Source organism: Phyllobacterium sp. RCAM01083, from assembly GCF_055685835.1.
The window spans coordinates 138,424-162,558 of record NZ_JBVFZN010000005.1 but is presented as its reverse complement, the minus strand read 5'-3'; the positions used below and the strand labels follow the sequence as shown (position 1 = coordinate 162,558).

22 protein-coding genes are annotated in these 24,135 nt (G+C 59.8%); 5 read left to right on the top strand and 17 right to left on the bottom strand.

What is annotated here, in order from left to right:
• Positions 1-35: 35 nt before the first annotated feature.
• Positions 36-1,457, bottom strand: a complete 1,422-nt coding sequence (locus ACZ25R_RS07500) for a coniferyl aldehyde dehydrogenase (protein WP_472460611.1) — start codon at positions 1,455-1,457, stop codon at positions 36-38.
• 245 nt (positions 1,458-1,702) lie between these two features.
• Between ACZ25R_RS07500 and ACZ25R_RS07495 the strand changes: the two genes are divergently transcribed.
• Positions 1,703-2,089, top strand: a complete 387-nt coding sequence (locus tag ACZ25R_RS07495; protein ID WP_472460610.1) for a RidA family protein — start codon at positions 1,703-1,705, stop codon at positions 2,087-2,089.
• A gap of 15 nt (positions 2,090-2,104) precedes the next feature.
• Here the strand turns inward: ACZ25R_RS07495 and ACZ25R_RS07490 are convergent, their stop codons facing one another.
• From ACZ25R_RS07490 to ACZ25R_RS07475, 4 genes are all read right to left on the bottom strand, one after another.
• Positions 2,105-2,878: a molybdopterin-binding protein gene (locus tag ACZ25R_RS07490; protein ID WP_472460609.1), complete on the bottom strand. Its 774-nt coding sequence runs from the start codon at positions 2,876-2,878 to the stop codon at positions 2,105-2,107.
• Complete coding sequence (locus ACZ25R_RS07485; RefSeq protein ID WP_346307678.1) at positions 2,875-3,735, bottom strand: cytochrome b/b6 domain-containing protein; 861 nt, start codon at positions 3,733-3,735, stop codon at positions 2,875-2,877. The genes ACZ25R_RS07490 and ACZ25R_RS07485 overlap by 4 nt, the downstream gene beginning before the upstream one ends.
• Positions 3,736-3,804: 69 nt before the next feature.
• The gene (locus tag ACZ25R_RS07480; RefSeq protein ID WP_472460608.1) at positions 3,805-4,092 is read right to left on the bottom strand and encodes a pentapeptide MXKDX repeat protein; all 288 of its coding nucleotides are present in this window, start codon (positions 4,090-4,092) and stop codon (positions 3,805-3,807) included.
• Between the two features lie 143 nt (positions 4,093-4,235).
• Positions 4,236-4,949: a DUF1223 domain-containing protein gene (locus ACZ25R_RS07475; protein ID WP_288192640.1), complete on the bottom strand. Its 714-nt coding sequence runs from the start codon at positions 4,947-4,949 to the stop codon at positions 4,236-4,238.
• A 208-nt stretch (positions 4,950-5,157) separates the two neighbouring features.
• Between ACZ25R_RS07475 and ACZ25R_RS07470 the strand changes: the two genes are divergently transcribed.
• Positions 5,158-5,715 (top strand): sigma-70 family RNA polymerase sigma factor, encoded by a 558-nt coding sequence (locus tag ACZ25R_RS07470; RefSeq protein ID WP_472460607.1) that lies wholly within the window; start codon positions 5,158-5,160, stop codon positions 5,713-5,715.
• A complete protein-coding gene (locus ACZ25R_RS07465) occupies positions 5,702-6,343 on the top strand; it encodes an NrsF family protein (RefSeq protein ID WP_472460606.1) in 642 nt (213 codons plus the stop codon). Before ACZ25R_RS07470 ends, ACZ25R_RS07465 begins: the two co-directional genes overlap by 14 nt.
• 169 nt (positions 6,344-6,512) lie before the next feature.
• Here the strand turns inward: ACZ25R_RS07465 and iolB are convergent, their stop codons facing one another.
• From iolB to ACZ25R_RS07435, 6 genes are all read right to left on the bottom strand, one after another.
• Positions 6,513-7,307 carry a 5-deoxy-glucuronate isomerase gene (gene iolB, locus ACZ25R_RS07460; RefSeq protein WP_472460605.1) on the bottom strand — a complete coding sequence of 265 codons (795 nt, stop codon included), beginning with the start codon at positions 7,305-7,307 and terminating at the stop codon, positions 6,513-6,515.
• Between the two features lie 4 nt (positions 7,308-7,311).
• Positions 7,312-7,533 (bottom strand): DUF3329 domain-containing protein, encoded by a 222-nt coding sequence (locus ACZ25R_RS07455; protein WP_403184014.1) that lies wholly within the window; start codon positions 7,531-7,533, stop codon positions 7,312-7,314.
• Positions 7,530-8,414: a myo-inosose-2 dehydratase gene (iolE, locus tag ACZ25R_RS07450; RefSeq protein ID WP_426137185.1), complete on the bottom strand. Its 885-nt coding sequence runs from the start codon at positions 8,412-8,414 to the stop codon at positions 7,530-7,532. The genes ACZ25R_RS07455 and iolE overlap by 4 nt, the downstream gene beginning before the upstream one ends.
• Before the next feature lie 174 nt (positions 8,415-8,588).
• Positions 8,589-10,439, bottom strand: a complete 1,851-nt coding sequence (gene iolD / locus ACZ25R_RS07445) for a 3D-(3,5/4)-trihydroxycyclohexane-1,2-dione acylhydrolase (decyclizing) (RefSeq protein WP_472460604.1) — start codon at positions 10,437-10,439, stop codon at positions 8,589-8,591.
• A 23-nt stretch (positions 10,440-10,462) separates the two neighbouring features.
• On the bottom strand, positions 10,463-12,394 hold the full coding sequence (locus ACZ25R_RS07440; RefSeq protein WP_472460603.1) for a bifunctional 5-dehydro-2-deoxygluconokinase/5-dehydro-2-deoxyphosphogluconate aldolase: 1,932 nt from the start codon (positions 12,392-12,394) through the stop codon (positions 10,463-10,465).
• Between the two features lie 135 nt (positions 12,395-12,529).
• Positions 12,530-13,372: a MurR/RpiR family transcriptional regulator gene (locus tag ACZ25R_RS07435; RefSeq protein WP_472460602.1), complete on the bottom strand. Its 843-nt coding sequence runs from the start codon at positions 13,370-13,372 to the stop codon at positions 12,530-12,532.
• Between the two features lie 160 nt (positions 13,373-13,532).
• On the opposite strand from ACZ25R_RS07435, the gene ACZ25R_RS07430 reads away from it, so the two are divergent.
• The gene (locus tag ACZ25R_RS07430; protein WP_472460601.1) at positions 13,533-14,666 is read left to right on the top strand and encodes a Gfo/Idh/MocA family protein; all 1,134 of its coding nucleotides are present in this window, start codon (positions 13,533-13,535) and stop codon (positions 14,664-14,666) included.
• A gap of 227 nt (positions 14,667-14,893) precedes the next feature.
• Here ACZ25R_RS07430 and iolG read toward each other — a convergent pair whose 3' ends face one another.
• The 5 genes from iolG to ACZ25R_RS07405 all read right to left on the bottom strand — a co-directional run bounded on the left by iolG (position 14,894) and on the right by ACZ25R_RS07405 (position 19,988).
• On the bottom strand, positions 14,894-15,883 hold the full coding sequence (gene iolG, locus ACZ25R_RS07425; RefSeq protein WP_472460600.1) for an inositol 2-dehydrogenase: 990 nt from the start codon (positions 15,881-15,883) through the stop codon (positions 14,894-14,896).
• 54 nt (positions 15,884-15,937) lie between these two features.
• Positions 15,938-16,963 (bottom strand): ABC transporter permease, encoded by a 1,026-nt coding sequence (locus ACZ25R_RS07420; protein ID WP_346307380.1) that lies wholly within the window; start codon positions 16,961-16,963, stop codon positions 15,938-15,940.
• Positions 16,964-16,991: 28 nt separating this feature from the next.
• Positions 16,992-18,533, bottom strand: coding sequence for a sugar ABC transporter ATP-binding protein (locus ACZ25R_RS07415; RefSeq protein WP_472460599.1), 1,542 nt, complete (start codon positions 18,531-18,533; stop codon positions 16,992-16,994).
• Positions 18,534-18,608: 75 nt separating this feature from the next.
• A complete protein-coding gene (locus tag ACZ25R_RS07410; RefSeq protein WP_223612491.1) occupies positions 18,609-19,538 on the bottom strand; it encodes a sugar ABC transporter substrate-binding protein in 930 nt (309 codons plus the stop codon).
• Positions 19,539-19,850: 312 nt separating this feature from the next.
• Positions 19,851-19,988: a hypothetical protein gene (locus ACZ25R_RS07405; protein ID WP_464661406.1), complete on the bottom strand. Its 138-nt coding sequence runs from the start codon at positions 19,986-19,988 to the stop codon at positions 19,851-19,853.
• Positions 19,989-20,025: 37 nt separating this feature from the next.
• On the opposite strand from ACZ25R_RS07405, the gene ACZ25R_RS07400 reads away from it, so the two are divergent.
• On the top strand, positions 20,026-23,220 hold the full coding sequence (locus ACZ25R_RS07400; protein WP_472460598.1) for a GH92 family glycosyl hydrolase: 3,195 nt from the start codon (positions 20,026-20,028) through the stop codon (positions 23,218-23,220).
• 73 nt (positions 23,221-23,293) lie between these two features.
• Here ACZ25R_RS07400 and ACZ25R_RS07395 read toward each other — a convergent pair whose 3' ends face one another.
• On the bottom strand, positions 23,294-24,127 hold the full coding sequence (locus ACZ25R_RS07395) for a TIM barrel protein (protein WP_472460597.1): 834 nt from the start codon (positions 24,125-24,127) through the stop codon (positions 23,294-23,296).
• Between the last annotated feature and the right edge of the window lie 8 nt (positions 24,128-24,135).

The following is a 24,135-nucleotide window of genomic DNA, read 5'->3' as shown; positions in this document are numbered from 1 at the left end:
ACTCAAGGTCATCGACACGACCGTTCCCGTGAATTTCAGCGCGCGAAGAGCCTGACCACTATGTTTGCCAATCCCCTGTAGGGCGGCTTGATCCGGTCGGTCAGCGGCATCCTGGCCTGATGCAGGACCGGCATGATCTTGCTGAAGGTTAGAAAGCCTTCGCGTCCGTGATAATGGCCCATGCCGCTGGCCCCGACGCCGCCGAACGGCAGATCGTTGCAGACATTGTGGAACAGCGTTTCGTTCACGCAGACGCCGCCGGCCACAATGTTCGCCAGCATTTTTTCCGTTTCCGCTTTGTCATTGCTGAAACAGTAGAATGCCAGCGGCCGGTCATGCCCATTGATATAACCAATGGCCTCATCGGCGCTGCGATAGGTCTTGACCGGCAGGATCGGCCCGAAGATTTCCTCCTGCATGATCTTGCTGTCATCGCCCGGATCGAGCACCAGCGTCGGCGGCAGCAGGCGCTCGGTTTCCGCCCGTGCCGCATCTTTCGGCTCCACCAGCGTCATCACGTCAAGCCCGCGTGCCCGCGCATCGTCAAGCAGGCCGCGCAGGCGGCGATACTGCCCCTCATTGACGATATGGGTGTAGTCTGGATTGGCATCGAGCTGTGCATAGCGGGACTTGACCTCCGCCCGCACGGCCTCGACAAATTCATCGCGCCGCGCCAGCGGCACCAGCGCATAGTCCGGCGCGATGCAGGTCTGGCCGGCATTGTAGAGCTTGCCGGTGACAATGCGCGTCACCGCCTTGGCCAAGGGCGCGTCCTCGCCAATGAATACGGGTGATTTTCCGCCGAGTTCCAGGGTGACGGGCGTCAGGTTCGGGGCGGCCGATGCCATGACCTTGCGGCCGACGGCGGTGGAGCCGGTGAACAGCAGGTGATCGAAGGGCAGACCGGCAAACGCCCCACCCACATCGGAGCCGCCCAGCGCCACGGCAACGCGGTCCGGCGGAAAGACATCGGCGAGCAGTTCCCGCAGGAACTCGCTGGTGCGCGGCGTGTGTTCGGACGGTTTGAGGTAAACATGGTTGCCGGCAGCGATGGCGGTGGCAAGCGGCGTCAGCGCCAGGTTGACCGGATAGTTCCACGGGGCGATGACACCCACAACCCCAAGCGGCACATAACGCACTTCCGCCCTGGCCGGCCACATGTGCCAGCCGGCCGAACGGCGCTGCGGCTTCATCCAGGATTTCAGATGCGCGAGCATGTGGTCGATCTCGCCAAAGACGGTCATGCCTTCGCCCAGCATGCTTTCATGACGTGAGCGATGGCCGAAATCCGCACTGATCGCCTTGACCATCGGTTCGAGCCGGTCCTTCAGCCCCGCGCGCAAGCGTTTCAGATCGTCCTGGCGCTGGGCGTAATCGGGCCGGTGCGCCAGCCACGCGGTTCGCAGACGATGGAGGGTCGGCACCAAGGCATCGGCAGATGTGGCGTTCATGTCCATGGCGTTTTCCTCCGGTCTTCTCCGCCTTGTGTTCTACCACGGATGTGAGGGTACCCGTCAGCACTTTCAATGGAACAGCCCATTTCCGAAGGGGTGCGGCCGTGGTAGTTTTCCCCCGGTCCGTCGAAGAGCGAAGAACCCGCCTTGCCTCCCGGAGTGCTGCGCATCCCCAGCGACAGCGACCGGCAATCCGAAGCTCATCGGCCCAAGACATCCCGCAACGTGCCACGAAAGGAACTGAGATCATGAAACTGATCCCGCGCAATCCCCGCAACGGCGTTTATCCGGCAACGCCGGACTATCTCCATGCACTGGAAGTGCAGCAGCCGGAACGCTTCCTCTACATCAGCGGCACCATGGGCCTCGACCAGGATGGCGTAGCCGGCACGACCCTGGCCGAACAGCTCGATCTTGTCTGGAACAACATCCGGGCCATCCTTGCGAGCGCCGGGATGACGGTCGACAACATCGTCAGGACGACGAGTTACCTGCGCGATCCCGCCTTTGCCGAAGCCAACCAGAATGCGCGGGTGGCGGCGCTGGGTGGCCGCACGATCCCCACGACAACCATTGCCGCCCAGACATTGTCCGATGCCTGGCTCGTCGAAATCGAGGTCATCGCCGCTGCCTGAACTCGGTCAAACCACTCAGATACCCGCATACCATTCATAGCCGCGATCTTCCCAGAAACCGCCCTTCCCGCCCCACAGGCCCTTGAAACTGTCGACCAGTTCAATCCGCATGAGATATTTGGCATGCTTGTAACCCAGTTGCCGTTCAACCCGCAGCCGCAGGGGCGCGCCGTGCGCCACCTCAAGGTCTTTGCCGTTCATGCTGTAGGACAGGATGGTCTGCGGATGGAAGGCATCGATGAGATCGACGCTCTCGTAATACTGGCCGCTGCCATCCAGTGATTTCTCGTACTCGTCGGCACAATAGAACACCGCATAGCGCGCGCCGGGGGCAAGGCCCGCCTTCTGCAGGACCAGGCCGAGGGGAACGCCGGTCCATTTGCCGATGGCGCTCCAGCCTTCAACGCAATCATGCCGGGTGATCTGCGTGCGTGACGGCATCGCCTTCAGATCGGCCAGCGACAGGCTGAGGGGGGTGCGGACCATGCCGTTGACCACCAGCCGCCAGTCGGCAAAATTGCCCTCCATCAGCCTCGCATAGTCTTCGCTGTCCGGCATCTGCGTGCCGTTGGCCTTGAATATGGGTGACAGGTCGGCCTCGGTGAATTCGCGCGCCAATGGTTCGTGCGCCTGCAGGAGACGCTGGGAACCCATGGTCAAGGCTTCGGCCTTCTGCAGGATATTGTTGACGCTGGCATTTTCCACGAGAGCGTCGCACCCGGTCAAAAGCCCGGTCGCGGCAACGCTGGAGCCGATGAGAAAACGGCGGCGTGAGAGTTCGAACTTCATTTCACTGTTTCCTTGTCGGTCTCGACCGTCAGGCCGTAATAGCCGGTGATCATCGAGCGCAGATTGTTCCAGACGCCGGATACCAGCACCATCACCAGATGCACGATGACGAAGGCGACGAGCAGCGATGCGGTGATGAAGTGAATGGTGCGCGCCGACTGGCGTCCGCCGAAAACATCGAGCAGCCACGGGAAGATGGAATCGAAGCCCGGCGACATGGTGAGGCCGGTCAGCACCATCAGCGGCAGAAGGATGAAAATGACCGCCATATAGGTCAGTTTCTGCAGGCTGTTGTAGCGCCGCGCCTCTTCGCCCTTGGGAAAGCGCAGGCGGGCATGTTCGCCAATCTCATGCGCCAGATGCTGCGGCGTCAACTGGTCCTTCGTCGGCACGATATCCCTGCGGAAATGTCCGGCGATCAGGCCGTACAGCAGGTAGACGAAGCCGTTGATGACAAAGAACCAGGCAAAAAAGAAATGCCAGCGCCGCCCTGATGCAAGATCCTGATAACCCGGAATGGTGATCCAGCTTGGAAAGGCGCGCGGCGTCAGCTCGCCCTCGACCGTCGATGCGCCGAGAACGCCTGTCGTCGGGATGGAAATCGAACCGACGCGGGTGATGCCCTTGATCGTGTCGCCATCACTGACGGCACCGATCGAGATGAAGGAATGATCGGCATCGGCGCCGTACTGTCCCCAATAGAGATCGGGATGGGCATTGAAGATTTGCAAACCGCTCATCAGGAGGAAGCTGAGGCACAGGACATTGAGCCAGTGGGTCAGCCGCACGGCAATCGAATGCCGGTAGAACAGGATTTTCCTGGGCCGTGCCGTTTCATGATCAGTTACGCTCGTCATGATGCTATCCTTGGCTGTCGGGCAATGGATCCGGTGCCGTCCCGTCAGGGAGACGGCACCGGAGGGATTTTAGTTCTTTTTCGGTGCCATGGCGTCCGGCTTCATCGCGTCTTTCTTCATGGCATCGGGCTTCATCGCATCTTTGGCCATGGCCTGCTTGTCGCATTCCTTGGTCATGGCATCCTTCTTCATGGAGTCTTTCTCCATGCCGGCCTTTTTCATGCAGTCAGCCTTCATGCTGCTCATCTTCATAGGGTCTGCCTTCATGGCATCTTCCGCAAGGGCGCTGTTGATGCCGGCCAGTCCGGAAGCGAGAACGAAAGCCGACAGGGCGATGCGGCGTGCAAGAATGTTCATGGTGGTCTCCTCGATTTGAATAAGACACGTATCTGCGTGCCGTTGAGTTTCGGATGCCATGCGGTCATCCACACTTCCTGGGCATCGCGCTGCGTGTCTCACAGCTGTTCATGCCAGGAATTCTTTGTCCGCAGCCGCGGAATTCAGTTGGTGGCGGCGGCCAGGATCGGCCCGCCATGCGGCGCCTGGATCAGGACCGCCGTGCGCAGGCCGGGCTTGGCCGGAGAAATGCGGAGGCTGACCGCCTTGCCGTCCCAGCTTCCAAGATTGGAAAGGCTGTGGACCACGTTCTTGTGCGGCAGCGTGTGGCCGGTATTTTCGCCACGGCTGACGGGAACGTTGACGGTTTTGTCATCATAGGTCACCAGCCAGATATCGGCACCGCTCGCCGGTGCCTTCCCTGCAGCGATGGCGAGGGAATTGCCGGTGATCGTCACAGACAAGGGATCGGGCTTTGGCGCCGTGGCGATCAGGTGGTCGATCTCGCCGATACGGTTGCCGACGACATCCGCGCGGCCATTGACGACCATCTGCGGGGTGAATGGCCCGTCGCGGCCGAGCGGGGTTTCATAGGTAACCTGCCGGTCCGTATATTCAGGCGCGGCGAAGATATCCTTCCAGCCGAGCCGGTCCCAATAGGTTACGCCGAAGCTGAGGGCCAGAACATCCGGCCGCTTGCTGATCTCGATCAGATTGGCATTGGCAGGCGGGCAGGACGAGCAGCCCTGACTGGTGAAGAGTTCAACGACAGTCAACGGCTTGCCATTGCCGGCAAAGGCGGTGCTGGCGCCAAGGCTCAGCAATCCTGCAATCACAGACACTGCAGACACATATCCGATATTTTTGCGCGACCCCATAACGGCCTCCTGATTTCCGTAGTGTGATCCGGACCTGTCGGCCGGTCACATCAGGCAATTCGCCGGAAGCTGGAATTTGGTTACACCGATCACGGATTGGTGATCGAAAAGTTCGGCCAGCGGCCACTGGCATGCGGTAACCGCTGTCGATATGATCGGCGCATCTGTAACCTTTTCGCCGTTGCTGCGAATAAAGGAATGAACCAGGGTGCATTCGGTCGAAGCGCGTTTGAAGGAACTGATGCTCGCAAGCCTTGCGGGCGACGCGCAGAGCTATCGTGTGCTGCTCGATGAGGTGGCCAAGCTTTTGCGCCGGTATTTTCTGCGCCGTCTGGCCGATGCCCGCCGCGGCGACGCGGACGATCTGGTGCAGGAAACACTGCTCGCCCTGCACACGCGGCGGCAGACCTATGAGCCGGATCGGCCCTTCACCGCGTGGCTGCATGCGATTGCGCGCTACAAGCTGATCGATCATTTCCGGCGCAACCGCATCCGGGCAACCGTGCCGCTGGACGATGTGGAAGACCTGTTTCTGCAGGACAATTCAGACGCCGCCGCAGACCGCATGGATGTGGACAGGCTGTTGCAGACCATACCGGAAAAATCACGGGATCTGATTTACCGGACCAAAATAGAAGGGCAGTCGATCGCGGAAGCGGCCCGAAGCACCGGCCTTTCCGAATCGCTCGTGAAGGTCAGCATTCACAGGGGATTGAAGGCCATAGCCGCGAAGTTGAGAGGACAGGCAGCCGATGACGACAAATGATCTGATCGAGCGTCTCGCCAGCGAATTGACGCCGGTATCGCGCAAAGCCGTGCTGCGGCGGATCGGCATCGGCCTTGGCATCAGCTCGGTCGCCTCCGCCGTTCTCATGTGGTCGTGGCTGGGCATGCGCCCGGACCTGATGACCGCGGCGGGGACCATGGCCTTCTGGGTCAAGTTCACCTATACGCTCGCGCTTGCCGTGGGCGGCGCCTGGGCCGTCAAGCGCATTGCCTACCCGCTTGGCAGCATCCGCATCAGCCTTGCCGTGATGGCGGTCGCCATTGCCCTCATCTGCATGCTTGCCTTCGCCCAGCTCGCCATGTCGCCGCGCGATCACTACGCCAACATGATGAAGGGGCACACGATTACGGTCTGTACCTTCAACATCGTGGTGCTGTCGCTGCCGCTGCTGTTCGGCGCCTTCTGGGTGCTGCGCGGCCTGGCGCCGACGCGGCCCACGGTTGCCGGGATCGCAGCGGGCCTTGCGGCGGGGTCGATTGCAGCGCTCATCTACTCGTTCCACTGCGATGAAAGCGCCATGCCGTTCATCGCCATCTGGTACACGCTCGGTGTGATTTCCTCCAGCCTGATCGGCGCGATTGCCGGCCGCTTCATTCTGCGGTGGTAGATTGTAGCCGCTGCAGGACTGACAGTGCGTGGTTCGACAAGCTCACCATGAGGGATGTTGAGGATTGCAGGGCGCCATATTCTACTGCCTATCACTTTAGCTTTGCAGCCCGCATACCTCCCTCATGGTGAGCTTGTCGAACCACGCACCATAATATTGCAATCCCAGCCTACTTCATCAGCCATTCATGCTCGGGCGCGTTGTGGAATTTCCACGTGCGCTTGGGACCAGCCATGACATTGAGATAATAAAGGTCATAGCCATGGCAGGCAGCGCAGGGATGATAGCCCTTGGGCACCATGACCACGTCGCCATCCTCGATCGCCATCGCCTCATCCAGTGACCGGTCATCCGTATAGACCCGCTGGAAGGCAAAACCTTGGCGCGGATTGAGCCTGTGGTAATAGGTTTCCTCCAGACAGGATTCCGCCGGCAGGTTGTCCTGATCGTGCTTGTGCGGCGGATAGCTCGATGTGTGTCCGCCCGGCGTGATCACCTCGACCACGAGCAGTGAATCCGCCGGTTCGCTTTCCGGCAGGATGTTGGTGACATAGCGCGTGTTGGTGCCCTTGCCGCGTGTTTCCTGGCCGAGATCATCAGGCGCGATCACGCGCACCGGCAGATCGCCGCCAAGGCTTGGCGCCGAGCAGACGGCAAGTTCGACAGCCGTATCAGCCACCACCGACCAGTCGCAATTGGCGGGCATGTAGACCGACCACGGCTTGCCCTCGAACGGCGACATGCGCGCGCCCAGCAAACCGAGATCGTGGCCGTTCACCTGTGCAAATCCCTTGCCCGTCACGAAGACAAGACATACTTCCGTGTCGCCGCTGCGCCCGGCAATGGTCTGCCCGGGCGCAGCGCGATTGAGGTCGAAGCCGACATAGGTCCAGCCGGCGGTTTCCGGTGTGACATGCGCCACGCGGCCGGTGCCGGTTTTCGCCTTGAGCAACAATTTCGACATGGTTCTATTCCTCTTTCCCGTCCGCATCCGCCGGCTTGGCCGGTTCGGATGGGTCAAAAGCGATGAAAAACTGCCAGACGCCATAACCGGCGAAACCAAGCGCTATCGTCCCCCAGAACGGTGTGCCCGTGACGAACTCGAAAATGGCCCATGCCACGCAGAAGGCCACGACGGCGATACGCCGCCACAGGGGACGAAAGAACGGATGCTTGGAATCGCTGGTCAAACCAATCCTGCCTCTTTGATGAAGCGGCTGAGATTGGCATGGCCAAGCTTGGAATAGACGGCTGGATCAGCCTTCACAGGGTCCTGCTCTGCCTCGACAACCACCCAGCCGCTATAGCCCTGGAGTTCCTTGAGAACACGAACATAGTCGATCATGCCGTCGCCGGGAACCGTGTAAACGCCGGCAAGGACGGAATCGAGGAAGGACCAGTCTTCGCGGTTGGACTGCCACATCACGGCTTCGCGGATATCCTTGCAATGCACATGGCTGATACGCGCCTTATGGTGGCGGGCGAGACGTGCCGGATCGCCGCCACCCCAGGTGGCATGGCCGGTGTCGAGCAGCAGATGCACCGCGTCGCCCGTTACCTGCATGAACCGGTCGATCTCGGATTCGGTCTGCACCACGGTGCCCATGTGGTGATGATAGACCACCTGCAGGCCATAGGTCTGCTTCACCGCTTCGGCAAAGGCGGTGTAACGCTTGCCGAATTCAGCCCATGCCGACTTTTCCAGAACCGGACGGGCCGACAGCGGCAGATCCTTGTTGGAGTGAATGGCGTTCGACGTCTCGGCCGCGATGAGGACTTTGCAGCCCATGTCCTTCAGCAGCGTGGCATGGCCGACAACAGCCTTCAGTTCGGCATCCACGTCACGCACCAGCAGCTCGGTCGAGTACCAGCCGCTGACAAGACTATGTCCGAACGCATCGAGGATCGGGCGCAGCTTGTCCGCCGTGCGCGGAAACTTGTTGCCCAGCTCCATGCCGGTGAACCCGGCGGCCTTCGCCTGTTCCAGACAGGTTTCCAGAGGGATATTGCCGCCGATTTCGAGCATGTCGTCATTGGACCAGCCGATTGGGTTCGCCCCGATACGGATCATTCTTGTCTTCCTTCAGTTGTTGTGTGCGGGGTGCGTGGTTCGACAAGCTCACCATGAGGGAGGTGAGTTGACTGCAGCACCAATCGCAAAGATTGCAGAATATGACTTCCTGTCATCATCTACGTCCCTCATGGTGAGCTTGTCGAACCACGCACTATTTATCTACAAATCGGGTTAATCGCCGACGCGCTGCAGTTTCAGCTTCTCTTCATAGGATTTGCGCGCGGCATTGACCTGCGGGCGCTGGCTGACCTCGGGCACAGCCACATCCCACCAGGTGCCGCCGGCATCGGTGGAAACAAGCGGGTCCGTGTCGATGACGACAACCGTGGTCCGGTCGTTGTGTTTAGCGCGTGCAAGTGCAGATTCCAGTTCCGCAATCGATGCAACCTTCTCAGAAATGGCACCAAGGCTTTTTGCATGGCCGGCAAAATCGACGTCAGGCAGAACCTCGTGGCGCGAGTCTTTCAAGAGGTTGTTGAAGTTCGCCCCGCCTGTGCCCATCTGCAGCCGGTTGATGCAGCCGAATCCGCGATTGTCGAGCAGGACAATAGTGATCCTCTGGCCCAGCATCACCGAAGTGGCGATCTCCGAATTCAGCATCAGATAGGAACCGTCGCCGATCATCACGACCACCTCGTCATCCGGCTTGGCCATCTTTGCCCCGAGGCCGCCCGCGATCTCGTAGCCCATGCAGGAGAAGCCGTATTCGGCGTGATAGGAGCCCGGTGCTCCCGCCTGCCACAGCTTGTGCATTTCTCCCGGCAACCCGCCCGCCGCATGCAGGACGGTCGCCGCGCTGCCCATGGTCCGCTGCACGGCACCGATCACCTGCGCATCCGACGGCAGGACCGCATTCGTCGGTCCGGTGACCTCGGCGGCGGCCTTCTGCCACTCGGCCTTGCCCTGTTTGGCATTTTCGGTCCAGCTCACGGGTGCCTTGTAACCGGCGGTCGCGGCAGCCAGTTCCAGCAGCCCTTCCCGCGCATCGGCAACGAGAGCCGCTGCGCGGTGCTTGCCCGCATCGAAAGCCTGCACGTTCAGCCCGATGAACTTCTTGCCGCCATTGCGGAACAGCGCCCAGGAACCGGTGGTGAAATCCTGCAGGCGCGTGCCGACGGCCAGAATGACATCCGCCTCTTCCGCCAGACGGTTGGCCGCCGATGTGCCGGTCACGCCGATGGCCGCCATGTTCAGGGGATGGTTGTCAGGCAGGGAGGACTTGCCGCCCTGCGTTTCGCAGACGGGAATACCTGTCGCTTCCACGAAGGCTGTCAGCTCGTTCGATGCCTGCGAATAGATGACGCCACCGCCGGCAATGACCAGCGGCTTTTTCGCGGATTTGAGCAGTTCGACGGCGGCAGCCAGTTCCCCGCGGTCTGGGCGCGGGCGGCGCGTCGTCCAAACGCGTTCGTCGAAAAAACTTTCCGGATAGTCATAGGCTTCCGCCTGCACATCCTGGCACAGCGCCAGCGTCACCGGGCCGCACTCGGCCGGATCGGTCAGCACCGCCATGGTGCGGGCGAGTGCCGGAATGATCTGTTCGGGCCGGGTGATCCGGTCGAAATAGCGCGAGACGGGGCGGAAGCAATCATTGGCCGAAACCGTGCCGTCACCAAAACTTTCCACCTGCTGCAGAACCGGATCGGGAATACGGTTGGCAAAGACATCACCGGGCAAAAGCAGCAGCGGCAGGCGGTTGACATGGGCAAGCGCTGCCGCGGTGACCATATTGGTCGCGCCCGGTCCGACGGAACTCGTCACCGCCATCATGCGGCGGCGGAAACTGGCCTTGGCAAAGGCGATGGCCGCATGCGCCATGGCCTGCTCGTTGTGGGCGCGGTAGGTCGGCAGTTCGTCGCGCACCTGATACAGCGCCTCGCCGAGACCCGCCACGTTGCCGTGGCCGAAAATCGCCCAGACACCGGCAAACACCGGCACCTTCCGGCCATCGATCACGGTCATCTGGCTGGCAAGGAAACGCGTCAATGCCTGCGCCATCGTCAGGCGTATCGTCTTGGTCATGTCAATCTCCTCCCGGCCTGATGCTATGCCGCTTGTTGCTTGCGGCTGGCAAGCCATGCCCTGGTCAATTTTTCGAAACGATCCGCCATATCGGCAATCGCCGCCTCATCGGATATCTTTCCCGCCAGCCATTGTTCGGCGGCGTCCATGAAAATGGTGCGTCCAACTGCAAAGCCCTTGACGACAGGGGCGTTTGCGGTGGCAGCGAAGGCTGCTTCCAGCTCATCCTGCGGCGCTTCCAGCCCGAGCAGGACGACACCACGGCACCACGGATCGTTCTTTTCGATCACCGCCTCGATCTTCTTCCATGCGGCGGCCGAAGCCTGCGGCTCCAGCTTCCACCAGTCCGGCTTGATGCCAAGCGCGTAGAGCTCTTCCAGCGCCCGCGGAATGGTCATGTCGTCGAGCACCCCGTGCTTTCCGGCAATGATCTCGATCAGCAGTTCGCGTCCGACCTTGCGCGCCGCCTCGAACAGGGCGCGCAGCTTGGCCTGCTGTTCCGCCTTCAGTTCAGCCGGATCGTCCGGATGATAGAAGCACAGGCACTTGATGCAATGATCCACCGGCCATTCCGCCAGCTGCGACCCGATATCCTGCGAGAATTCAAACCGCAGCGGGCGCGAGCCCGGCAGTTCGACCGGGCGGCCAAGCCAGTCGAAATTGTGCCGGGCAAATTCGAACATCGCCTCGCGCCCGAACTTTTCATCGAGCAGCATGCCATAACCGCTGCGGCCATCCGCAACCCGTGCGGCGGCCTTGACGGCCAGTTCCTTGAATGCCTGCACCCGGCCGATATCCGCGCCAAGCCTCTGGGAAAGGTCCTCAAGCTGCACGCGATGGTCAATGGCAAAGGCCATCATCGAAGGAATGTCATGGCGGCGCGTGGTTGCCCAGTGCACATGATTGATCGCCTCGTCCTTGCGCAGGGCATGCTGCGGGCTGCCATGTTCAAGGAAGAACTGCAGCTCTTCGAATGTCGGAATTTCCGGCGAGCACAGGAGACGCGACACCGCAAAGGCGCCGCAGGCATTGGCCCAGGTCGCCGCCGTGGCAAGGCTTTCGCCGCCGAGCCAGCCGCGCAGGAAGCCGGACATGAAGGCGTCGCCCGCGCCCAGCACGTTGAACACTTCGATGGGAAATCCCTTGCCGACAATACCGTCTTCGAGATTGTCGGATATGGCGCCCTCATAGACGATGCAGCCCATCGGGCCGCGCTTGAGCACGATGGTGGCATGGGCGGAAAGCGCGCGGATGGTCTTCAATGCCGCAAGCAGATCAGCCTCGCCGGAGGCGATCAGCACTTCCTCTTCCGTGCCGACGATCAGGTCGCAGTCGGCCAGCACCGTCTTCAAATGGCGCGACACGGCATCGGAGGCGATATAGCGGCTGTCGCCTGCCCCGTGACCGGCAAGCCCCCAGAGATTCGGCCGGTAATCGATGTCAAACACCACCTTGCCGCCGGCTTCCTTGATCAGGCGGATCGCCTTGCGTTGGGCGGCATCAGTGTTGGGCTTGGAAAAATGCGTGCCCGTCACCACCACGGCGCGGGCCGAGCGGATGAACTCCGGATCGACATCGTCCTCGTTCAGCGCCATGTCGGCGCAGTTCTCGCGGTAGAAGATCAGCGGAAAGCTCTTGTCGTTCTCGACCGACAGGATGACCAGCGCCGACAGCCGTTCCGCATCGGTGATGACACCATCGACGGCCACGCCTTCGCGCAGCATCTGCTCGCGGATGAAACGGCCCATCTGCTCGTCGCCAACACGGCTCAGAAGTGCCGAGCGCAATCCGAGACGGGCGGTGCCGATGGCGATATTGGCCGGGCAGCCGCCGACGGATTTGGCGAAGGACGCGATATCCTCGAGGCGGGAGCCGATCTGCTGACCGTAGAGATCCACCGACGAGCGGCCAATTGTGATGACATCAAGCTTTTTGCCTGTTGCAGCGCTGCCCATGACGATCCTCCCGATATGCTGATCCATCCCGCTGAAAACAGGCCGGGAATTTTTGCATATGAAATAATAATTCTATCAAATCGTCAATATGGAATGTATATTCTTTTTAGATTTCCCGCATTTCATTTGGCGCTGTTACAGGCTGCGGCGCCGTTCCGCTACGCTGACAGTCAACGCCATGGCGAGCGCCATTGTCCCGGAGAGAGACCGGAATCCAGAGAAATCTCCTTCCGCCGCCTCGAACCAGACGCTGGCCGATTGTGCCAGCGGCGAAAACGCGCTGTCGGTGATGGCAACGACAGGCACACCGCGCGCTGCCAGCGCTGCCGCATGCTCGACCGTTGCCGAGGCATAGGGCGAAAAGCTGATGGCAATCGCTGCATCCTGCGACCGGGCAAAGGAAAGGATTTCCGGGTCGATACCGGCCGTCGATTCAATCAGCTGATTGCGGATTTTCAGTTTGCCGAAGGCATAGGCCATATAGGCGGAGATCGGATAGGACCGGCGGCGGGCGATGAGATAGATCGTGTCCGCATGCGCCAGAATTTCCACCGCGCGCTCCAGCACATCCTCCTCGGCGCTGCGGGAAATGGTCTGGATGGATTGGCTGGCCGCCGACAGGAACCCATTGAGAATGACGCGGTTCTTGGAAAGGCCCGGCGTATCGCCGCGCAGGCCCGACAGCCGTTCTTCATACGAGCCCTGCCGCTCCCGCAGGCGTTCGCGGAACACCGATTGCAGGCTGGTAAACCCGTCAAAACCCAGATGCTGGGCAAAGCGGATAAGCGTGGAGGGCTGCACGCCGGCCGACTGGGCAATGCTTGCCGCCGTGCCGAAGGCGATTTCATCGGGATTGCCGAGGGCATAGGCTGCGATCTGTGCCAGCCGCTTGGGCAGGAGCTGACGGCGATCCAGGATCAGCGTGCGCAAGGCATCGAAGTCCTGCGGCAGAGTTGCTTCTGTGGCCGTGCTGCCCATTGCGAATCGTTCCCCTTGGTTTTGCGATACGGATGGCGAGACTACCAAAATAATCCATTCCGCAAAACGGATCAGTTATTCCATTTTCATCCGTTATAGATTACTTCAATCAACATCTGCAAGAGATGCAGACATCCTCAAATGTCGTGGGAGTGAAGACATGTCGGGTCATGGGAATGCGCGCGCACTGGGTGTAGGGCTGATCGGAACCGGGTTCATGGGCAAATGCCATGCCCTGGCCTGGAATTCCGTCCGTGCGGTTTTCGGTGATGTCCCTCCGGTCCGTCTCGTGCATCTCGGTGAAGCCAATGCCGAGCTTGCCAGCCAGCGTGCCGCCGAGTTCGGCTTTGCCAAGGCGTCGGGCGACTGGCGCGCCGTGATCAACGATCCCGATGTTGACGTCGTCTCCATCACCACGCCCAACCAGTTTCATCCGGAAATGGCGCTGGCCGCGCTTCAGGCCGGCAAACACGTCTGGTGCGAAAAGCCCATGGCCCCGGCATTCGACGACGCGAAAGCCATGACCGCTGCGGCGAAACAGTCCGGCAAGGTTGCGGCGCTCGGTTATAATTACATCCAGGGTCCGGCCATCCGCCATATCCGCCAGCTGCTGGCGGAAAAGATCATCGGCGACGTCAATCATCTGCGCATCGAGATGGACGAGGATTTCATGGCCGATCCCGACGCGCTGTTCTACTGGAAGCATGCTGCAACGTCAGGTTATGGCGCGCTCGACGACTTTGCTGTGCATCCCCTGTCGCTGCTCTGGGCGCTGTTTGGCCGGGTCAGCCGGGTCATGTGCGACATGTCAAAACCCTATGCCGAGCGCCGGACGCAGGACGGCGGCATGAAGGCAGTTGAAACCTATGACAGCGCCAGCGTGCTCCTGCATATGGAGAACGGCGTGGCTGGCACGCTGCAGGTCAACCGTTCCGCCTGGGGTCGCAAGGGACGTATTGCCCTGCAGATTTTCGGCTCGAAAGGCTCGATCCTGTTCGATCAGGAACGCGCCAATGAATTCCAGCTCTACGTCACGGCAGACCGGCCAACGGAACAGGGCTACCGGACGATCCTGACCGCGCCGCATCACGATCCCTATGGCCGCTTCATCCCGGCTCCCGGCCACGGTCTCGGCTTCAACGACCTCAAGATCATCGAGTGCCATGAACTGATCAAGCGCATCGATGGTGAGGCAGCGCATCTGATCGGGTTTGAGGACGGTTTGGAGATCGAGCGCACCGTGCACGCCATGGCCCGGTCATTCAGTGAACAGCGCTGGGTGGATGTGCGGTAAGGGGGATTTCCCTCTTCACCCTGTGGATTGCGGGTTTGCGGTGCGTGGTTCGACAAGCTCACCATGAGGGAGGTGGTTTGGCTGCAATGCCAACCTGATAGGCTGCAGAATAGTGCGCCCTGCAATCCTCGCTCTCCCTCATGGTGAGCTTGTCGAACCACGCACGACCACCCTGCATATAACCGCCCTGCCGGTGACCGCACCGGCAGGGCGTTTTTCATTGAAACTCAGAGACTGATCGTCTTGCCTTCCTTGACCGACCGCAAGGCGGCATCGGCCAACGCCAGCGCGATCAAGCCGTCCTTGCCGCTCGGAGCGGCCTTGGCGCCCGTTGCAATCGCATCGATGAAAGCGGCTATCTCGTTGGCATAGGCTTCCGTGTAGCGGGTCATGAAGAAATCATGCAGCGGCGGACGGGTATAGCCGTTGCCATTGGCGACTTCGATCGACACCGGACGCTGGTTCTCCGCGGCAACCATGCCCTTGGAGCCATGCACTTCAATGCGCTGGTCATAGCCATAGGTGGCGCGGCGCGAATTGGAGATGACGCACTGCTTGCCGGAGGCAGTCGAGAGAATGACGCTGACGCTGTCATAATCGCCGAGCTCACCGATCTTCTTGTCCACCAGAACCGAAGCATGGGCGGTCACGGCCACCGGGTCCTCGCCCAGCAGGAAGCGCGCCATGTCGAAATCATGGATCGTCATGTCGCGGAAAATGCCGCCGGAACGGGTGATGTAGTCGGCTGGAGGTGCACCCGGATCACGCGAGGTGATCGTCACCATTTCGACCGTACCAACGGCACCGTCATCGATGGCCTTGCGCACGGCGGCAAAATGCGGATCGAAGCGGCGGTTGAAACCGACCATCAGGGTGGCCTTGGTTTCATCGACGACGGCAAGGCATTCCTCGACGCGCTTCACATTGAGATCAATCGGCTTTTCGCAGAAGATCGCCTTGCCGGCGCGGGCAAAGCGCTCGATCAGATCGGCATGCGTATCGGTCGGCGTGCAGATGATGACCGCATCGATATCCCCGGCCTTTTCGATCTCATCGATGCTGCGGATTTCACAGCCATAGGCGCTGGAGAGATCCTTTGCCGCCTGTTCAAACGCATCCGCCACCGCAACAAGTTTCGCCTGCGGGTTGGACATCACGGCCTTTGCGTGAACCTTGCCGATACGGCCCGCACCGAGCAGGCCAAAGCGTACAGTCATTTCATTACCTCTTGGAAAGATGCCCGGATGGGTTCCGGGCATTACAGATTGGTTTCAGACTTTTCTCTTCTTCTGGCGATAGACGTCCACGACCACAGCCGCAACGATAATCACGCCCTTGATGATCTCCTGGTAATAGGCATCGACCCGCAGGAAGGTGAACCCGGAAATCATCACGCCGAGAATGATGGCGCCGATAACCGTGCCGGTGATGCGCCCGACGCCGCCGGTCAGCGAGGTGCCGCCGATGACGGCAGCCGCAATCGCATCCAGCTCATAGGTTACGCCCATGCCCGACTGCGCCGTCTGAGCACGAGCCGCGGTGACGATACCCGCAAGACCGGCCAGCACGCCGGCGATGGCATAGACCTTGATCAGGTGCCGCTCGACATTGATGCCGGAGACGCGCGCCGCCTGAACATTGGCGCCGATGGCATAGGTGAATTTACCGTAGCGCGTATAACGCAGCGCGATATGGAAAATGAACGCCACGACCAGGAACACCACCACCGGCCAGATGCCCGTGCCGATGAAATTGAACTGGTCCGTGAGCCCTGAAACCGGCGAGCCCTTGGTATACCATTTGGCGACGCCGCGCGCCGACACCATCATGCCGAGCGTCGCGATGAACGGCGGAATCTTGGTCTGTGCGATCAGCGCGCCGTTGATAATACCGGCGATCAGGCCGATACCGAGACCGATGGCCAGCGGGATGATGAAAGGCAGGTCCGTCAGGCTGGGATAGACAGGCCTTGCCCAGGTCGAGGCCTGCGCGAAACTCGCGGCAATCATCGCCGTCATACCGACAACGGAGCCCGATGACAGATCGATGCCGCCGGTGATGATGACCTGCGTCACGCCAACAGCGATAATGCCGATGACGGACACCTGCAGGATGATGATGGTCAGGCGCTGCTGGTTCATCAGAAAGCTCTGCCCGACGAAAATCCAGCCGAGCACTTCATAGATCAGAGCGATGCCGATCAGGACCAGGAGGATGCTGACCTCCGGCGGCAGCCGGCGCCCCTGCTTCGAGACCGCCGGTGCGGCTGCCTTTGCGGTTGCTTGTTCGCTTGTCATTGTAGTTCCTCCCCGTCCGGCAGCGGCTTCACTTGGAAGCCAGCTCCATGACTTTTACCTGGGTTGCCTCTTCCCGATCCAGGAAACCGGTGACGCGGCCCTCGTGCATCACCATGATGCGGTCGCTCATGCCGAGAACCTCAGGCATTTCCGACGAGATCATGATGACGGCGACACCCTGCTTGGCGAGTTCGGAGACAAGGCGGTGGATTTCCGCCTTGGCGCCGACATCGATGCCGCGCGTCGGTTCATCGAGAATGAGAATTTTCGGATTGGTCAGCAGCCAGCGGCCGATCAGCACCTTCTGCTGATTGCCGCCGGAAAGATTTTCGACCCGCTCCTGCAGATTGGGCGTCTTGACCCGCAGCTTGTCGCTCATCACCTTGCAGGCCGCGGCAATGCCCTTTTCCGAAACAAAGCCGAATTTGACGAACCGGTCCTGCAGCACGGCGATCTGCATGTTCTCCAAAACGTCGAGAATGAGCAGGCAGCCGGTTTCCTTGCGGTCTTCGGTGATGAAGGCCATGCCATGCTGGATCGCCTGGTTCGGCGAGGCGATGGCAACCGGCTTGCCATTGATGGTCATTGAGCCCGTCGTGGCGGGCGTCACGCCGAATATGGTTTCGGCGACATTGGAGCGGCCCGACCCGACCAGCCCCGCAATGCCGAGAATTTCACCGGCCCGCACATCGAAGGAAACGCCGCTGAACACATTCTTCAGCGCGAGGTCTTTCACCGAGAGGACGACGTCGCCGATCGGCACGGTCTCTTTCGGAAACATCTGGGTGATCTCGCGCCCGACCATCATCTTGATGATGTCGTCGCGCGTCACGTCGGTGGACGCATGCGTGCCGATATAACGGCCATCGCGGAACACCGAGAATTCATCGGCGATCTCGAACAGCTCGTTCATCTTGTGGGTGATGTAGACAATGCCGATGCCCTGGCTGCGCAGGCTGCGGATGATCTCGAACAGATGCGCCACCTCGCGCTCGGTCAGCGCCGAGGTCGGCTCATCCATGATCAGCACATCGGATTCGTAGGACACCGCCTTGGCGATCTCGACCATCTGCCGGTTGGCGACGCTCAGGTCCCGCACCTGCGCTTCCGGATCAAGCGCGATGTTCAGCCGCTTGAACAGCTCGGCGGTCATTGCGAACATCTTGCCGTGATCGACAAAGCCGAACATGTTCTTCGGCTCGCGCCGGATCCAGATATTCTCGGCCACCGTCATGAACGGCATCAGGTTCAGTTCCTGATGGATCATGGCAATGCCGTTCTCCAGCGCATCGAGCGGCGATTTCAGCCGGATCGGCAGCCCCTTGAGAAACACCTCGCCCTGATCTGGAACATATATTCCAGCCAGGATCTTCATCAGCGTGGATTTGCCGGCGCCGTTTTCGCCCATCAGCGCGTGCACTGTCCCGCGCTTCAGGCGGAACGACACATCGTCCAGCGCCAGGACGCCGGGAAATTCCTTGCGGATATTTTCGACATTCAACAGATATTCGGCGTTCGGCACCGCACCACTGGCGCGAACCGCAGCCATCGTTGTTGGGCTGACTGCCATAATCGTCTCCTCCCGAGACATTGAGCAAAGGCCGGAACGCGCCCGGAGGCGCGTTCCGATGCAAGGCGCGGTGCCTTAGTTCTTGGACTGGTACTTCGACAGATTGTCCGGCGTCACCAGCTCGAAAGGAATATAGACCTTGGTCTCAACCTTTTCGCCCTTCGACAGCTTCAATGCGGCGTCGACCGCACCCTTGCCCTGACCGGCGGCATTCTGGAACACGGTCACGCGGAGATCACCGGCAGCCATGGCAGCGAGCGCATCCTGCGTCGCGTCGACACCGGCCACGACAACCGTGTCCATCTTGCGTCCGGCGGCCTTGAGGGCCTGGATCGCGCCGATAGCCATTTCGTCATTGTTGGAAATGACGGCATCGAATTCCAGACCGGCGGAGAGCCAGTTGGTCATGAGGTCGGCACCCTGGGTGCGCGACCAGTTGGCGGTCTGCTCCTCGACGATGGTAAGGCCCTTGCATTCATCCGTGGCGATCACGTCGTGAATGTCCTTCGTGCGCTGGCGCGCCGCCTGGTTGGACAGCTCGCCCATCATGACAACGACTTTGCCCTTGCCCTTCAGGAGCTTGCAGACTTCCTTGGTTTCCAGCGTGCCGGACTCGACTTCGTTGGATGCAACAAAGGCCTGCTTTGCCGGCAGTTCGTTGACGTTGACCGGCTCGCGGTTGACGTAGACCAGCGGAATGCCCGCTGCGGTCGCCAGCTTCGACATGGCGGCCGTCGCGTCCGTATCCACCGCATTGACGATGATGGCATCGACCTTCGAGGCGATAAAGTTCTGGATCTGGCTCTGCTGCTTGGCAACGTCGTTCTGCGCGTCTTCCACCTGCAGCTTCACGCCATCCAGCGTCTTGGCATAATCCTGCATACCATTGCGCAGGACCGTCAGGAAGTTGTCGTCGAACTGCGCCATCGACACGCCAATATTGGCGGCCAATGCCGACGTGCTCATCAAGGCTGCAACAGCCACGCTCAATATCAGTTTTTTCATTTCGTCTCCTCCACATGGTGCCCGGCCACACCGTCCTGATCCGGAAGCTCCGCGAACGTCGGCATCGTAGCCACGCAACCCCTGCTGCCAGCGATGCCTCTGCCCCTAGAGTGCGCGAAACGTCGCGCAAACTTTTCTGGACTTGTCATACGGAATATAAAAACCGTCGCATCCAGTTTCTGAAATATTTATTCCATTTTCTCAAGAAGGCGTCAAGCGGGGTTCGTGAAAACCGGGTAATAATTGAGGGGTAAATTTTGCACAGCTGCGCAACCGGATTGCCTGTGTTCAACGCCGGTTTTTACCTTCACATCAGGTATTCTTCAGACTTATTGATAATTGACCCGCATCCTGAATTGATAAAATCATCGCTTTCAATCGTTTTAAATCGACTTTGGAGGGACCGATTTGGGCGAGGCTTGCCAGCGGCGGCGACATTTGCAGCTGCATTCCATTTTCAACGACAAAAAATTTTTGGGAGGACATTATGAGACTAAAGGCACCGCTTATTGCGGGCTTGTTCAGCTGCGTCGCATTGGTGGGTTGTACCGGCTCGGATGACAAGGACGCTGCGGCATCCCAAGGAACATTCGATGGAGCAGCCAAGGACCTGAACACGCAGGTATCTCAACCATCGGACACAATCAGCCAAGCAGTACAGGTCAAACAAGCTCAGGGCGATGCCGACATTGCGGCTTTGCGAGTAACGCTTGGCGAGGTCCAGCAAACCCTGAAGACTCTGGAAGCCGGCGTAACCGCCGCGAAGACAGAAAACGACCTTACCAAATTGCGGCGATTCAATCTGCCGCAGGCGGAAGACGATGCAGCCGCGCTTGCACTGAAACTGGGTGACATCAGCTCGTCCAGATTCAGCCCGCTGATAGAATTTGCAGACAATCTGCGGCAGCGCATCGATCTGCTGCAGACCAATTTCCCGCTGGTGGCGGCGGACCGGGCCCGCCTGCAGAATTTGGCCGGTGACCTTGAAAAAGCAACGACTGATCTGGTTGCCGCCAGCACCAAATTCGACGCGGACCGCGCCACTCTAACATCAACGAATGATGCTATCCGGCAATTGCTGGAAACGGTGAAAACCAAAGCCGATGCCGCATCGATAACAGCGCTGACAGACCAAATCGTCAGTCTGTCGATCGCGATTGAAGCGCTGACGAGAAACAGCAACGGTGAAATCAGAGCTTTCAATTCACGCCTGATCGCGTTTGAAGACTCGCTTGATTTTTTGCAGCCACGAACGGATATGCCCCTGACCCAGTTTGTCAATCCGTTCATCGGCACAACCATTACAGACAGTGGCGGGGCCCCATCAGGCAGCAATCATTCCGGCAATGTCAATCCCGGCGCGCAGACACCGTTCGGCATGGTCAGCTTCGGGCCGGATACAGAGGGAAGCGGAACTGACTTCGGCAGAGGATCAGGCGGCTATTATTACGACGATGGAGCAATTCAGTATTTCAGCATGACCCATCTCAACGGCCCCGGCTGCCGCGGTCAGGGTGCGGTGGCCATTCTGCCACAGGAAATTAACAGCCTGATATCGAGCAACGGCGCAAGATACAGCCACGCCGATGAATCGGCGCAACCCGGCTACTACCGGGTCAAATTCAACAACATCCTCAGCGAACTGACCGCGACGACGAGAACCGGCATGGCGCGTTTCTCCTACGCCGACAAGGACAAGGCTTTCCTCGTCATTGACGCCACGCTCAACAACCGGGCAAAACCAAAAGCCAAAAACATCGTTGCCAATCTTGCCACAATCACCTTGGGCGAGGATAGGAGAACGATTTCCGGCAAGGCGTTCGCCGGGAGCTTCTGTGGCGGAACATGGGATCAGCCCGTCTATTTCCATGCCGCTTTTGACAAACCTTTGAAGGACACATCTTCGGTCAAAGACGGTGCGGCCACTCTGCAATTCAATCTCACCGATACGGACAAAACCGTTCAGGTCAAGATCGGCATTTCATCAGTCAGTGCTGACAATGCCAGGAAGAATCTTGAAACGGAAAACAATGGCTGGATATTCGATACTGTCAGGCAGCAATCAGACGCTATCTGGAACAAGCGCCTCAATACCATCCAGATCAGTCTGGCGAAAGCGGAGGAACAAGCGAAGCTTCCATCGGACAAACAGCCGACTATCAAGACCAATCTGACGAAATTCTATACGGCGTTCTATCGCGTTTACAGCGGCCCCACCGTTTTCAGCGATGTCAACGGCGACTACCGCAGCATGAAACAGACGGCACCTTTTCCGGAAAGCGACACTCTGCCTGACCGCACAACCGAGAACGTGGCCAATTACAAATTCACGCTGGACGGCAAGGAAAGCGGCTACAAGACGCACTACTCCGGCTTCTCCATGTGGGACACCTACCGTTCCGCCGCGCAACTGGTGGCTCTTGTCACTCCTGACGAGGCCAGTGAGATGATGCAATCGCTCGTTGCCGACGCGCAGCAATGCGGTGCATTTCCGCATTGGGTGAATGGCAGCGAGGACACCATCCCCATGCAGGGCGATCATGCCCTCAATGTCATTGCCGGCTCCTATATGTTCGGGGCCCGGAAATTTGATCTGGCCAATGCACGCAAATATATGGAACAGTCCACGTCCGATCCCACAAGCGCCTGCAATGACAAGCTCAGCGTCGGGCGCAATGCCAGTCTGCCCGCCTTGCCGGACTATCTCAAACTTGGCTACATCGCTACCGATGCAGCCGCAAAATGGCACGCATCCTCTGCCACTATTGAAATGACAACCAGCGACCGGTCCGCCGCTGCTTTCCTTGCCAGTCTGCCCGCGTCGGCAGGTGTCAAGCCGGACACCATCCAGGCTCTGTTCAAACGCGCCTCAAACTGGCTGAACATTTTTGATACAGGCCAAAAGAAACTGCGAGCCAAGGATAAGACCGGCAAATGGCAGGACGGCAGTTTCCATGAATCGACGGAGGAAAATTACATCTGGGCATTTTCCCATGACTGGACCGCGCTCATCGGCAAGCTTGGCGGCAAGGATGCGGCCATTGCAAGGTTGAATACGCTGTTTTCAATCCCCGCGCTCTCAGCATTCGGCAACATAAAGCAAGAGCCTTCTGGAAAGAGCCTGAACGGAGGTGAAGCATCGGCTGGTTACTACATCGGCAATGAACCGGCCTTTCAGACACCATGGGCCTACAACTGGGCGGCTGCACCAAAATATGCCCAGTACATCATCCCGGTGATCATGAACAAAAACTTCTCCATTAACCCTAGCGGATTGCCCGGCAATGACGACATGGGCGCGACATCGGCGTGGTACGTCTGGGCGGCACTTGGGCTCTACCCGGTCATTCCCTCTGCGCCCGGGCTGGCTGTATCTACACCGCAATTCCCGGACATAACTGTCTGGCTCGGCAACGGCAAGAAGCTGTTTATCAAAACGGATAGGGACGCAATGCTCGACAATGTCCGGTACATCAATGAAATGGCGCTCAATCACACACCCTATCAAGGCCTGTGGCTGCCCCTCGACAAGATCAGGGACGGTGGCAAATTGAACTTCAAGCTGTCAGCGACACCAACGGCATGGGGTGAAGATGACAGTCTTGTCCCACCCTCAGGACCAAACGCCGATTACAGCAAGTCCACAGCCAAACCGCCCGCGGGTGCGCAAATCATCCCGTAGAGTGATGAAATTTCTGACCTTGAAAACCGGCGCCGGCTCACCCCGGCGCCCACTTTTTGGCAGCCGTCAACGATCAGGATTGAGCAAGACCATTCCTTACCGCGGTCATGCTTGCCCTGATCGCCCCAGCCGGATCGTCCAACCGCTGCACCTCCTCGGCGAACGGCTCGAACGAGAACAGCCCCGCATAGCCCCCGGCCAGAAGTGCGCGGATCTGCGCGATGTTGCCGAGACGGTCCTGCACATCGACGAGAACGCGGTGCGAGTCGCGCATGTCGCTTGTGGAGACGGCGGCATCGGTCACGCCCGAGATGTGCACCAGCCCGGTCCATTGCGGGAAAAGCGCCGGTTCCCCGGCGAGATGGTGGTGGAAGGTGTCGTGAACAATCCGTAACGTGTCCTGCCCGCCAATGTCCTCGATGGCCTCGACTGCCTCGCGTTTTGAGCGCAGCGAACAGATTTCAAAGCCGAGCGGTTCGACGAACCCGAGAAGCCCCCGCGCCGTCAGGATCGGCTTGAGTGCTGTCAGCGCCGCACGCAGACTCTTCTGCCGCGCGCCGTCCTCCTGACCGGTCCCGTCATTGACCGGCACCAGAACGAGAGCCGCCGCGCCTGCATCCCTGGCATAATCGGCGAGTTCAATGGCTTCCTTTTCGCGCCCGGGCGTCCATTCATTGAAGCGCTGCAGCGCATTGATCGTCGCGATCTTCACTCCGGCCTCCGCCGCCTGCGCCCGAATATCGCCCGCCGGCGTTCCGTCGATGATGGCATTGCCGGTGAGATCGTTGCGGATTTCCACGTCCTGCACGCCGATAGCGCGAGCCAGCTGGAAGAAAGCCTGCGGCCGCAACGCCGGCGTGACCATGTGATTGATTGCAAAAACCGGTGCGGAACGCGTCGCGCTCATCGGAAAAC